This is a genomic window from Roseobacter phycocola (assembly GCF_042055075.2).
GTDB lineage: Bacteria > Pseudomonadota > Alphaproteobacteria > Rhodobacterales > Rhodobacteraceae > Roseobacter.
Genome location: NZ_CP194010.1, coordinates 1,442,512 through 1,454,997, shown reverse-complemented (window position 1 = coordinate 1,454,997; position 12,486 = coordinate 1,442,512). Strand labels below are relative to the sequence as shown.

Here is a 12,486-nt window from a genome sequence, read left to right as displayed (position 1 = left end):
GAAAATATAGGCAGTTTGCCCCTTATTGCCACCGGTACCGGCGATGCCCGCGCCGGGATGCCTTTGTTTTCGCCCCTAAAACGCTTTTCTTTTGGGTTTCGGAGCCTTACGCTGCCCGGCGAACGCATAGTTCCAACTTGGGAGAAACCACATGAAAAAGATGCTTATGGCCACAACGGCTGCAGCACTCATGGCGACCACCGCAATGGCGGGCGGTCACGCAAAAGAAGTTAAACTGGGCATCCTCATCGGCTTTACCGGCCCGATTGAATCGCTGACAGGTCCGATGGCCGCCGGTGCGGAACTGGCCATGGCCGAAGTCACTGAAAGCGGCAAACTGCTGGATGCTGCCAAGGTCACGCCGATCCGTGCGGACACCGGCTGCATCGACAACGGTCTGAGCACCTCCAACGGCGAACGCCTGATCGCGGACGGCATCAATGGTCTGATCGGCGGCGACTGCTCCGGTGTGACCGGTGCGATCCTGCAGAACGTCGCCATTCCGAACGGTATGGTGATGATTTCGCCTTCTGCGACATCCCCAGGCCTGAGCACGGTCGAGGACAATGATCTGTTCTTCCGCACGGCGCCGTCTGATGCGCGCGAAGGCCAGGTGATGGCCGAGATCCTGCAGGAGCGTGGCGTGGAATCCATCGCGCTGACCTATACAAACAACGACTATGGCAAGGGTCTTGCTGACGCGATCCAGAGCAACTTTGAAGCCATCGGTGGCGAAGTGACCATCGTGGCCGCGCACGAGGACGGCAAAGCGGACTACTCCGCTGAGATGGGCGCACTGGCCTCCGCAGGCGGTGATCTGCTGGTTGTTGCGGGCTATCTCGACCAGGGTGGTCTGGGCATCATCAACGCAGCCCTCGACACCGGCGCATTCGACACCTTCGGCCTGCCGGGCGGTATGATCGGTGACAGCCTGCCGGCAAACGTGGGTTCCGCGCTGAACGGCTCCTACGGCCAGATCGCAGGTTCGGGCGGCGAAGGCATCGAAAAGCTGACCGCGATGGCGGGTGATGCGTTTGATGCGACCTCCCCCTACACGCCGGAAAGCTATGACGCAGCGGCGCTCTTCATGCTGGCCATGCAGGCTGCTGACAGCACCGACCCCGCGGATTACGGCAAGCACATTCTTGATGTGGCCAACGCACCCGGTGAGAAAATCTATCCCGGTGAACTGGGCAAAGCACTCGACATCATCCGCGGTGGCGGCGATGTGGATTACGTTGGTGCCTCGGCTGTTGAGCTGATCGGGCCCGGTGAATCTGCGGGTACATACCGGATGATCGAAGTCCAGGATGAAAAGAACGTCACAATCGGCTTCAAATAAGTCTGTGGCATGAAGACCAGGCAGCCCGGAGATCCCTCTCCGGGCTGTTTCAATAACAAGCGCTGACAGTGGCGCGCACAGGGGAAATGGCATGATTGTCGTTGACGACGTTCACAAGCATTTCGGTGGCTTTCACGCTGTGGACGGTGCCAGTCTTGAGATCGCCGAAGGATCCGTGACCGGTCTGATCGGGCCGAATGGTGCGGGAAAAACCACTCTTTTCAATGTGATTGCGGGCATTCTTAAACCAACATCCGGCCGGGTGACGATGGCTGGAGAGGATATCACCGGGCTGCCACCGCATGAGTTGTTCCACAAAGGCCTGCTGCGCACGTTCCAGATTGCGCATGAGTTCTCGTCGATGAGCTGCCGGGAAAATCTGATGATGGTGCCGGGCGGGCAGTCGGGAGAGACGCTCTGGAATACATGGTTCGGACGCAAGCGCATTGCGGATGAGGAGCGCGCCCTGCGGGCCAAGGCGGATGAGGTACTGGAATTCCTGACGGTCGAGCATCTGGCCGAACAGAAGGCAGGCCAGATTTCAGGCGGTCAGAAGAAGCTTCTGGAGCTTGGCCGCACCATGATGGTGGATGCGCGGATCGTTTTTCTGGATGAGGTTGGTGCAGGCGTGAACCGGACGCTGCTGAACACCATCGGCGATGCCATCCTGCGCCTGAACAAAGAGCGCGGGTACACATTTGTGGTCATCGAGCATGACATGGATTTCATCGGGCGCCTGTGTGACCCGGTGATCTGTATGGCCGAGGGCAAGGTGCTGGCGCAGGGTACGCTGGACGAGATCAAGGCCAATGAGCAGGTCATCGAGGCCTATCTGGGCACGGGTCTGAAGAACAAGGATATGGTCGGATGAAGGGCGTCGGTGTCCTGTCGGTATCACGTCGGTGTAACGTCGGTATTACGTCGGTGCACAGCGCGCGCTGCCTTCACCCGGCGTTAAGCCGCATGGCGGCGGATTTCATGCCTCCGGCGGGGATATTTATGGCCAGAAGAAACCGGGCCCGGAATAACAAGGGAGGTCTGCTGTGAGCAGTGATCCCTATTCAGACCGGGGCAACCGGGATCTGTCACTTGGCAATGCGGCGGGTATGGGTACGACCACGCCGGTGAAAGAAGGTGGCCGCGCGCACCCCGCAGCGGGCGGTCCGTTCCTGATCGGTGAGAGCATGACCGGCGGTTATGGCGCCGGTCCGGACATTCTGCATGACTGCACGATTGCGGTGGATCGTGGCGAGATTGCCGTGATCGTGGGGCCGAACGGGGCCGGCAAATCGACCGGCATGAAGGCTGTGTTCGGGATGCTGAACCTGCGGCAGGGACATGTGAAGCTGGATGGTGAGGATATTACTGAGCTGAGCCCTCAGGCGCGGGTGATCAAGGGTATGGGGTTTGTGCCGCAGACCTCGAATATTTTCACCTCGATGACCGTTGAGGAAAACCTGGAGATGGGGGCCTTCATCCGCACCGATGACATCCGGCCCACGATGGAACAGATTTACGAGTTGTTCCCCATTCTGCGGGACAAGCGCCACCAGGCGGCGGGCGAGCTTTCGGGCGGGCAGCGCCAGCAGGTGGCGGTGGGCCGGGCGCTGATGACGCAACCCAAGGTGCTGATGCTGGATGAGCCGACGGCCGGGGTGAGCCCGATTGTGATGGATGAGCTGTTTGACCGGATCATCGAAGTTGCACGCACGGGCATTCCCATTCTGATGGTGGAGCAGAACGCGCGCCAGGCGCTGGAGATTGCGGACAAGGGGTTTGTGCTGGTTCAGGGGCGGAATGCTTTTACGGGGACTGGCAAGGAACTGCTGGCCGATCCGGAAGTGCGTAAGAGTTTTCTGGGGGGATGAAGGTGGATCCGGTGCAAACTTTGAGAGCCGCCGCGCAGATATGCGTAGTCATCGCGGTGCTCGCTGTTGGCCATGCAGCCCATGCAATTGGCACGTACAGGTTTGAATGTGCAATCGTGGAAGCGAAAAGTGCATGCCCGTTCAACAAAGCCGGGAAGATTAAATTTGAGATCGGAGACATCGTGCGAAATTCGAGCTGTCGTGAGATCAGTTTGGCCGAAGCCGGTATTTTTGGGGGTTCAACAAAAGCCTGTGTCGCTTCGGTTGGTGGACAGGTCACCCCGAAACGAGCCGATGTGCCCGATGGTACAGGTCTTTTGCTTGCTTCGGACAGTGTCTGGGAATTCGGCAGCAATGATCGCGCAGTTAATGGTGAGCCGCCAAACGGCTGGTTCTGGAATGCGGAGCAGTCTTACGAGGAGCCTGCAGCCTGTTCATTGATTTGCTATCAAAGCAAGGACGCGCACTGATGGACTTCCTGAACGCAATCATTGCCCTGACCAACTTTGTCATTGTGCCTGCGGTGGCCTATGGCAGCCAGCTGGCGCTCGGGGCGCTGGGGGTTACGCTGATCTACGGGATCCTGCGGTTCTCGAACTTTGCCCATGGGGACACCATGGCTTTCGGGGCGATGGTCACCGTGCTGGTCACATGGCTTTTTCAGAGCTGGGGCGTCAGTCTGGGGCCGCTGCCTACGGCGCTGCTCGCCCTGCCCTTTGGCATCCTGGGCTGTATGGCGCTGCTGCTGGCGACGGACCGGGTGGTGTACCGGTTCTACCGCGAACAGAAGGCCAAACCCGTGATCCTGGTGATCGTGAGCCTCGGTGTAACCTTCATCATGAACGGTATTGTGCGGTTCATCATCGGGCCGGATGATCAGCGGTTCGGCGATGGCGAGCGTTTCATCATCTCCGCGCGCACCTTCCGCGAGATGACCGGCCTGCGCGAAGGGCTGGCGATCAAGACCACGCAGGGCATCACCGTGATCACGGCGGTGGTTGTTGTGCTGCTGCTCTTCTGGTTTCTGAACCGGACGCGGACGGGCAAATCGATGCGCGCCTATTCGGACAACGAGGATCTGGCACTGCTCTCCGGCATCAATCCGGAGCGGGTGGTGATGATCACCTGGCTCATTGTGGCGGGGCTGGCGACCATTGCCGGCGTACTTTACGGGCTGGATAAATCGTTCAAGCCCTTCACCTATTTCCAGCTGCTGCTGCCGATTTTCGCCAGTGCGATTGTGGGCGGTCTGGGCAATCCGATCGGGGCTATTGCGGGGGGCTTTGTGATCGCCTTTTCCGAGATTACGGTGACCTATGCCTGGAAAAAGGTGCTGACCTATCTGCTGCCGGAAAGCCTGGAGCCCAGCAGTCTCGTGCAGTTGCTGTCCACTGATTACAAATTCGCGGTCAGCTTCCTCATTCTGCTGATTGTGCTGCTGTTTAAACCCACGGGTCTCTTCAAGGGGAAAGCGGTATGAACCCTGCTGTGAAAAACACCCTGCTTTTTGCCATTGTGGGCGCGATGATCGTGATCACCGGTTTCACGCAGAGCTGGAACACCGCGCTGCTCATTCTGAACATGGGGCTGATTTCGGCCATCATGTCGCTGGGCGTGAACCTGCAGTGGGGTTTTGCGGGGCTCTTTAACGTGGGCATCATGGGGTTTGTGGCCCTGGGCGGTCTGGCCGCGGTGCTGGTGGGCGTGCCGCCCACCCCCGGTGCCTGGTCGGCAGGTGGCTGGAATATTCTGGGCGCGCTGGTGTTTGCGGTTGTGCTGATCGTGGCCATTGTGAAAATCCGCGCGCGGATGCCTGCAGGGCGGCTGCGGACCCTGGTCACCCTCGGGCTGCTGGTGGTCGGTTTCTTCATCTATCGCGCGCTCTTTGATCCGGGCGTGGAGGCAGTTGAGGCGATCAACCCTGCCCTGCTGGGCAACCTCGGGGGGCTCGGGATTGACCGCGGGCTGTGGGTGGCGCTGGCCTGGCCTGTGGGCGGGCTGTTCGCAGCCGGTGCGGCCTGGGTGATTGGCAAGACGGCACTTGGGCTGCGGTCGGATTACCTGGCGATTGCGACGCTGGGCATTGCGGAGATCATCATCTCGGTGCTCAAGAACGAGGACTGGCTGTCGCGTGGTGTCAAGAACGTCGTCGGCCTGCCCCGCCCGACCCCTTATGAGATTGATCTGCAGAACGATCCGGGCTTTGTCGAGACCGCGTCGCTCTATGGCATGGATCCGGTCACGGCCTCGACGCTTTACGTCAAACTGCTCTATGCCGGGCTCTTCGCGCTGGTGCTGATCATCCTGCTGGTCATGGCGCAGCGGGCACTCAACAGCCCCTGGGGGCGTATGATGCGGGCGATCCGCGACAACGAGGTCTCCTCGGAGGCGATGGGCAAAGACGTGACCGCGCGTCACCTGCAGGTGTTTGTGCTGGGTTCGGCCATCTGCGGGATTGCGGGGGCGATGATGACGACACTCGACAGCCAGCTGACGCCGGGCACCTACCAGCCGCTGCGGTTCACCTTCCTTGTGTGGGTCATGGTGATCGTGGGCGGGTCAGGCAACAATTTCGGCGCTGTGCTGGGCGGTTTCCTGATCTGGTTCCTCTGGGTGCAGGTGGAGCCTATGGGTCTGTGGCTGATGCAGGTCATCACGGCAGGCATGGCAGACGGATCGGCGCTCAAGGCGCACCTGATTGAGAGTGCAGCACATATGCGGCTCTTTACGATGGGTCTTGTGCTGTTGCTGGTGCTGAGGTTCAGCCCGCGGGGTCTGATCCCGGAGCGGTAGTCCCGGGCGCGGGTGTGAAGGCGTTTTTTACGGGCATTGGTTCGGGGTCTGTCTGCTGGGCGGTCACCAGAGACATTTTTAAGTCATTAAAACCTGCGCAAATGTGGGGAAAAGCATCGGGCTCGCTCTACGTCACACAATGAGCGCTTAAAGCAATTCCGAAAGGATGGTGGATATGAACGGACTTGTCGCGTTGCTTGGTTCGGCCACATTCCTTGTGGCAACAGCTTTTCCATCGTTTCCGGTGCAATCAGACGTCCTGACCGCGCAGGAATCCGACCCGAATGTCATGGGGTGGATGCAGGGGTTTCCGCCTCCGCAGGACAGACTTATCACGCAACCCGACAGCAGCTATTTCAGCTTTCCGCGACTGCGCTGGTCGGTATGTCATCTGCGGGAGTTTCTCCCGACTGAGGAGATCAGCCGCGGCCTCGGCGCACCAATCCCGCTCGAATACCCGTCTCCGTCAGAGTTCGCTGATCTTCGGCAGCAGATCGACGCCGTCATGTTCACACCACAGAACAGCGATGAAGAGATGTCGTGGGACGTCTCGCTCCACGCCAATTACACCGACGGCATGCTGGTCCTTCACAAAGGAGAGGTGGTTTACGAGAGGTATTTCGGCTGCCTGAAAGAGGACGGCAAGCACGCCATCATGTCGATGACCAAATCGTTCACCGGCCTGCTGGCGGAAATCATGGTTGTGGAAGGAGCGCTCGACGAGACTGCCCTGGTTCAGGACATCATTCCGGAAATTGGCGACAGCGCCTTCGCCTCAGCCACTGTCCGGCAGGTTATGGATATGACCACGGGTGTGAAGTATTCTGAAAACTATTCCGATCCCAACGCGGATATCTGGCTCTACTCCGCTGCAGCCAGCCCGCTTCCCAAGCCCGCGGACTACGGCGGACCGGACGGGTACTGGGAGTATCTTCAGCAGGTCCGGCCCGAGGGCGATCACGGAGATGCGTTTCACTACAAGACCATCAACTCCGACATGCTGGGGTGGATCATCAGCCGGGTTTCAGGAAAGTCGGTAACCGAACTGGCCTCTGAACGACTTTGGCGCCGGATGGGCGTGGAACAGGATGCCTATCAGACGGTCGATGGCAAAGGGGTGCCTTTTGCAGGAGGTGGCATCACTGCCGGGCTGCGCGATCTGGGGCGGCTGGGCCAGCTGATGCTGAACAAGGGAGAACTGAATGGCACACGGCTCTTTCCGGCGGAAGTTGTGACGAACATCCGCGCCGGCGGCGATCGGACGAAATTCGGAAACGGTTTCCCCACTTTTGGCCCCGGCAGCTATACCAGCCAGTGGTGGATCCTGCACAATGACCACGGGGCGTTCGCTGCGCGTGGTGTGCATGGACAAACGATCTATGTCGATCCGAAGGCCGAGATGGTGCTGGTACGACTGGCGTCTCACCCACAGGCCCAGAATGGTTTCATCGACCCAACTTCGCTGCCTGCTTACCAGGCTGTTGCTGAATACCTGATGGCGCAAAGATAGTTGCCCCATATGCCGGAACAACTGCTTTCGGCTCAGAGCGGCTGTTCCGCCCGGCCCGCCATGTGCTGCCTGAAACGACCCGGACAGGGTCAGTAGCACTGGAACCCTGAACCCGCGACGCCGGCGCAGACGCAGGGCAGTCCGACGCCGAAGGGGCCCGTGGTCATGGCGCACCATTTCTGGCCATAGACGTAGTCACAGCAGTAAAGCTGGGCCTGTTGCGGCGGGAACGGGTTCTGCTGCACCTGCTGTTCAACGGCGCAGTCGTTCAGGTCCGTTCCGTAAGGGCAGTCCCCCGGCACGTCACAGAACCCATCATTTTCATAGGCGCAGGTGCCACCATTCTGCTGGGGCTGGCGGTTCACGTTGGCCTGCTGCTGCGTCTCTTTTTCTGCCTCCAGAAACATACGGGCCAGATCGCGCACGCAATCGCGGTAATTGGCACTTTCCTGCTGCTGGTGTTCGCGCAGCACCTGCTGGATACCGTTCCAGCGTTCCTTGCTGATCTCGATTTCCTCGTTGCTGCCCGGCAGGGTCACAAGACGTTTGCCGTCCGATGTGCGCCGGCTGCCCTGTATGGAGCTGACGGAACAGCTGTCACGCGCCAGTTTGGCGGCCTTTTCGCTGATGCTCTGCTGGGCGCTGGCCAGACCCGGCATCAGCGTCATCAGCAGAACGGCTGCCGCGGTCACCACACAGCGCATCAGGGAAGCTTGTCCAGAACGGGTGGCGTCATGGCCCGCACGCAGGCGCGGTAGTCCACATTGTCGGCCAGCTGATCCTTACGCATGACCTGCTGGATGCTGTCCCATTCCTGTTCGGACATCTCGACAAAGGCGTCCGCCCCCACTTTGCCCACCAGTTTAACACGGATATTGCCCTCAACCTGGCCTTTGGCGGTGAGGCTGGAAAAACTGCCCTCGTCTTTGACCCGGCTGCAGGTGTCGCGGATCACCTGCATCGCGTCGGCCACAGTTTCCTGTGCCGCGACCGGCAGTGCCCCCATAACCGAAACAAGTAAAACTGCTGAAAACAATCGCATAATGCCACCCCTGATAAAATACGCGCTCAGAATACCACTGAAACGCGCATTTTTGACAAGGATTTTCTGCGTCAGCGTCCTTTGAACAGGCCTCCGAGGATTCCACGCACAATTCGGCGGCCTGTGGTGCCCTTGAGTTCCTTGAGCACGGCGGTGGCCACAGCGGAGCCCAGCGTGTCCTGCGTCCGGCGGGTCCTGCGCGAGGTGGAGCGTGCGACGCGCCCGCCGGAATAACGGCGGCCGGCGTTGAATTCGCGTACGGCGGCAGAGGCCTCTTCGGCGGCTTCTTCGGCAGCGGCGGCCTCTGTGGCGGCTTTTTCGGCGCGGGCCTGCAGGATTTCAAAGGCGGACTGGCGGTCAACGGCCTTGTCATAGCGCGCGGCCATCTCGGACATAGCCATCAGATCGGCCCGTTCGGCGCTGGTGATCGGTCCCAGCTGCGAGGACGGCGGCCGGATCAGTGTGCGTTCGACTATGCCCGGCACCCCTTTTTTCTGCAGCATGGAGGTCACCGCCTCGCCCACGCCAACCTCGCGGATTGCCGCTTCGGTGTCGAAAGCGGGGTTCTCGCGGTAGGTTTCAGCAGCCTGGCGCAACTCGCGCCGGTCCTTGGCGGTAAAGGCGCGCAGGGCGTGCTGGATGCGGTTGCCGAGCTGGCCCAGAATATCCTCGGGCACATCCGCCGGGTTCTGCGTGATGAAATAGACGCCGACCCCCTTGGAGCGGATCAGCCGGGCCACCTGTTCCACCTTGTCGACCAGCGCCTTGGGTGCGTCTTCAAAGAGCAGATGCGCCTCGTCAAAGAAGAAGACGAGCTTTGGTTTGTCCGGATCGCCCACTTCGGGCAGTTCCTCAAAGAGTTCGGACAGCAGCCACAGCAGGAAGGTCGCATAGAGCCCCGGGGAGCCCATCAGCTTGTCGGAGGCCAGGATGTTGATCTGGCCGCGGCCATCGGAGGCGGTGCGCATGATGTCGCTGAGCGCCAGCGCGGGTTCGCCAAAGAGCCCTGCCCCGCCCTGGTTTTCCAGCACCAGCAGCCGGCGCTGGATCGCGCCGATCGAGGCCGTCGAGACATTGCCGTAACGCAGTGACAGGTCCTTTGTGTGCTCGCCGATCCACACGAGCAGGGACTGCAGGTCCTTGAGATCGAGCAGTGGCAGACCCTCTTCATCCGCGAGACGGAAGGCAATGTTGAGGATCCCCTCCTGCGCCTCGCTCAGGTCCAGCAGCCGCGCGAGCAGCAGCGGGCCCATTTCCGACACGGTCGTGCGCACCGGATGGCCCTGATCGCCGAAGATGTCCCAGAAGGTGACGGGAAAGGCGGAATAGGCGTAATCCGTGAAGCCGATGGTTTCTGCCCGTCCCATGAAAGCGTCATGCAGTTTGTGTGTTTCCGAGCCGGATTTGGCGAGCCCGGAGAGATCGCCTTTGACGTCCGAGAGAAAGACCGGAACACCGGCGGCGGAGAACCCTTCGGCCAGGATCTGCAGCGTCACGGTTTTCCCGGTCCCGGTGGCGCCTGCAACAAGCCCATGCCGGTTGGCATATTTCAGGCTGAGATGTTGCTGGGTGCCATATTCCGCACCGCCGCCGCCGATAAAGATGTCGTCTGTCATTTTGCGCTCCGCCTCAGAAATCTCTGGTACGACCATACGTTCTTAACTGTTTTCTGCCATACCTGTTTTGTCCGGATTACGGCCATGTCCTTTCGCCGCCGGACATCCTCCCTGTCAGACTGGCCGTGCCGATTTTCGGTACGGCCTTTTTTCTGCCCGGACGTATGGGCAGAAGACCCGGAAAAAACCCGGATTTCCGGTTGACGGTAGGTCCCTCGTTTCGTACCGTCCCTGCAATAAGTCGGCCAGTCCGACGGGGAGAAAAAAATTAAGGAAAAAGAGGTGCCTCGTGCGCCTCTTTTTTCTTTGGAGCTCTTCGATAATATTAAGGTGAAACGGGTCCTTTTGCGGCGATGCTGACTGACACTGCCGGCTGCCTGTGGTAGAGACCCGAAAGATCGAGCTTAGGGAGTAATCATGCCTGATTTTTCAAACAGTGTGACCCGTGCGGCCCTGATGGCTGTACCTTTTGTTCTGGTGGCGGGCTTTGCCATGGCGCAGACCGCGGGCGACGGGTCCACAGAAGAAGACACAAGCGGGGCCGCACAGACGACGGATGACGGTCTGGCCCTTGGTGCCGAGGTTGGCGAAGGGCCGCAGGTCGGAGAGGCCTATACGAGCGAAACAATCGGTGCCTGGTCGCTGCGCTGCGTAAAAACGGCCGATGGGAATGACCCCTGCCAGATGACGCAACTGCTTTCAGATGCCCAGGGTTCGCCGATTGCTGAATTCTCGCTCTTCAGGCTGCGCGACGGCAGTGAAGCGGAAGCCGGTGCCACGGTTATTGTGCCGCTTGAGACATCGCTGCAGGAGAACCTGTCCATTCAGGTCGATCAGCAGGGCGGCAAGAGCTATCCATTTGCCTTCTGCAACCCGGTGGGCTGCTACGCACGGATCGGCCTGACGGCGGATGATGTGCTTTCATATAAGCGCGGAAACGCGGCGGCCATCAGCATTGTGCCCATGGCCGCCCCGGATCAGCGCGTGACCGTGCAGCTTTCTCTGGACGGCTTCACGGCCAGCTATGACAAGACGACGGTTGCGGAACGCTGATCCCGGCCTCCGGACCTGATTTCGGCCGCGCTCTCTCGGGGGCGCGGCTTTTTTATGCGGCACGCAGAGCCAGTACCGCGTTCATGCCGCCGAATGCGAAGGCATTGGACAGGGCGACGGTCACTTTCGCCTCGCGGGCCTCATTCGGGACCACATCCAGCGCGCATTCCGGGTCCGGCTCCTCATAGCCGATGGTCGGGGCGATCACGCCTTCGCGTAACGCCATGATGCAGGCGAGCAGCTCAACAGCACCGGTGCCGCCGATCAGGTGACCATGCATGGACTTGGTGGATGAGATCATCAGCCTGTCAGCATGCGGCCCGAAAACATCGGCCACGGCCGCGCATTCCGTCTTGTCGTTTGCAGCAGTGCCCGTGCCATGGGCATTGATGTAGCCGACCTCATCCCGGCTGATCCGGGCGTCGGCCAGAGCACCCGACATCGCGCGCGCGGCCCCGTTTTTGGAGGGCATCACGATGTCAGCCGCATCTGATGACATGGCAAAGCCGATCACTTCGCACAGAATATCCGCGCCGCGCGCTTTTGCGTGCTCCATTTCCTCGAAGACAAAGACCCCTGCCCCCTCGCCCTGGACCATGCCGTTGCGGTTCGCTGAAAACGGCCGGCAGGCATCTTTGGACATCACGCGCAGGCCTTCCCAGGCTTTCACGCCGCCAAAGCAGAGCATGGATTCAGACCCGCCCGTAACCATTACCGGGGCCATCCCGGACCGCACCATGGCAAAGGCCTGGGCCATCGCGTGGTTGGAGGACGCGCAGGCGGTTGAGACGGTGAAGGACGGGCCCTTGAGGTTGTGTTCCATGCTGACATGGCTGGCCGCGGCATTGTTCATGAGCTTCGGCACGACAAAGGGGTGCACGCGGTTTTTGCCGTCCTCATAGACGGAGCGGTAGTTGTCGTCCCAGGTGCTGACGCCGCCACCGGCCGTGCCCAGAACCACGCCGGAGCGGGCAGAAAGCTCGCCGCTGAACACCAGCCCGGACTGATCGATGGCCTCTTTGGCCGCAGCGAGCGTGAATTGGGTGAACCTGTCGTAAAGGGACATCTGCTGGCGGTTGTAGCGCCCTTCGGCCTCAAACCCGCGCACCTGTCCGCCGATACGGATGGACAGCCGTTCCACATCGCGCAGTGACAGCTCGCCTATGCCACAGACCCCGTTACGCATGGCGTCAAGCGTGGCCGGGACGTCATGCCCCAGCGCGTTGATCGTGCCGGCGCCGGTGATGACAACGCGTTTCATC

General features: G+C 60.5%; 12 protein-coding genes. 8 read left to right on the top strand and 4 right to left on the bottom strand.

Annotation, left to right across the window (positions count from 1 at the left end):
• Positions 1–151 precede the first annotated feature (151 nt).
• The 7 genes from AB4K19_RS07170 to AB4K19_RS07140 all read left to right on the top strand — a co-directional run bounded on the left by AB4K19_RS07170 (position 152) and on the right by AB4K19_RS07140 (position 7,513).
• A complete protein-coding gene (locus AB4K19_RS07170; protein ID WP_375227738.1) occupies positions 152–1,342 on the top strand; it encodes an ABC transporter substrate-binding protein in 1,191 nt (396 codons plus the stop codon).
• 91 nt (positions 1,343–1,433) lie between these two features.
• Positions 1,434–2,213: an ABC transporter ATP-binding protein gene (locus tag AB4K19_RS07165; protein WP_375227737.1), complete on the top strand. Its 780-nt coding sequence runs from the start codon at positions 1,434–1,436 to the stop codon at positions 2,211–2,213.
• Between the two features lie 172 nt (positions 2,214–2,385).
• Complete coding sequence (locus AB4K19_RS07160; RefSeq protein ID WP_375227736.1) at positions 2,386–3,210, top strand: ABC transporter ATP-binding protein; 825 nt, start codon at positions 2,386–2,388, stop codon at positions 3,208–3,210.
• Positions 3,207–3,680, top strand: a complete 474-nt coding sequence (locus AB4K19_RS07155) for a hypothetical protein (protein ID WP_436399381.1) — start codon at positions 3,207–3,209, stop codon at positions 3,678–3,680. Before AB4K19_RS07160 ends, AB4K19_RS07155 begins: the two co-directional genes overlap by 4 nt.
• Positions 3,680–4,690 (top strand): branched-chain amino acid ABC transporter permease, encoded by a 1,011-nt coding sequence (locus tag AB4K19_RS07150; protein ID WP_375227734.1) that lies wholly within the window; start codon positions 3,680–3,682, stop codon positions 4,688–4,690. The genes AB4K19_RS07155 and AB4K19_RS07150 overlap by 1 nt, the downstream gene beginning before the upstream one ends.
• Positions 4,687–6,003, top strand: a complete 1,317-nt coding sequence (locus AB4K19_RS07145) for a branched-chain amino acid ABC transporter permease (protein WP_375227733.1) — start codon at positions 4,687–4,689, stop codon at positions 6,001–6,003. Before AB4K19_RS07150 ends, AB4K19_RS07145 begins: the two co-directional genes overlap by 4 nt.
• 175 nt (positions 6,004–6,178) lie before the next feature.
• Positions 6,179–7,513, top strand: coding sequence for a serine hydrolase domain-containing protein (locus tag AB4K19_RS07140; RefSeq protein WP_436399380.1), 1,335 nt, complete (start codon positions 6,179–6,181; stop codon positions 7,511–7,513).
• Between the two features lie 89 nt (positions 7,514–7,602).
• Here AB4K19_RS07140 and AB4K19_RS07135 read toward each other — a convergent pair whose 3' ends face one another.
• The 3 genes from AB4K19_RS07135 to AB4K19_RS07125 form a co-directional block, all read right to left on the bottom strand.
• Positions 7,603–8,205, bottom strand: coding sequence for a hypothetical protein (locus AB4K19_RS07135; protein ID WP_375227731.1), 603 nt, complete (start codon positions 8,203–8,205; stop codon positions 7,603–7,605).
• An 11-nt stretch (positions 8,206–8,216) separates the two neighbouring features.
• A complete protein-coding gene (locus AB4K19_RS07130) occupies positions 8,217–8,555 on the bottom strand; it encodes a hypothetical protein (RefSeq protein ID WP_375227730.1) in 339 nt (112 codons plus the stop codon).
• A 71-nt stretch (positions 8,556–8,626) separates the two neighbouring features.
• Positions 8,627–10,171, bottom strand: coding sequence for a helicase HerA-like domain-containing protein (locus tag AB4K19_RS07125; protein ID WP_375227729.1), 1,545 nt, complete (start codon positions 10,169–10,171; stop codon positions 8,627–8,629).
• A gap of 417 nt (positions 10,172–10,588) precedes the next feature.
• On the opposite strand from AB4K19_RS07125, the gene AB4K19_RS07120 reads away from it, so the two are divergent.
• Positions 10,589–11,224 (top strand): invasion associated locus B family protein, encoded by a 636-nt coding sequence (locus AB4K19_RS07120; RefSeq protein ID WP_375227728.1) that lies wholly within the window; start codon positions 10,589–10,591, stop codon positions 11,222–11,224.
• A 52-nt stretch (positions 11,225–11,276) separates the two neighbouring features.
• Here AB4K19_RS07120 and AB4K19_RS07115 read toward each other — a convergent pair whose 3' ends face one another.
• Entirely contained in the window at positions 11,277–12,485 is a 1,209-nt protein-coding gene (locus AB4K19_RS07115; RefSeq protein ID WP_375227727.1) for a beta-ketoacyl-[acyl-carrier-protein] synthase family protein, read from the bottom strand.
• Between the last annotated feature and the right edge of the window lies 1 nt (position 12,486).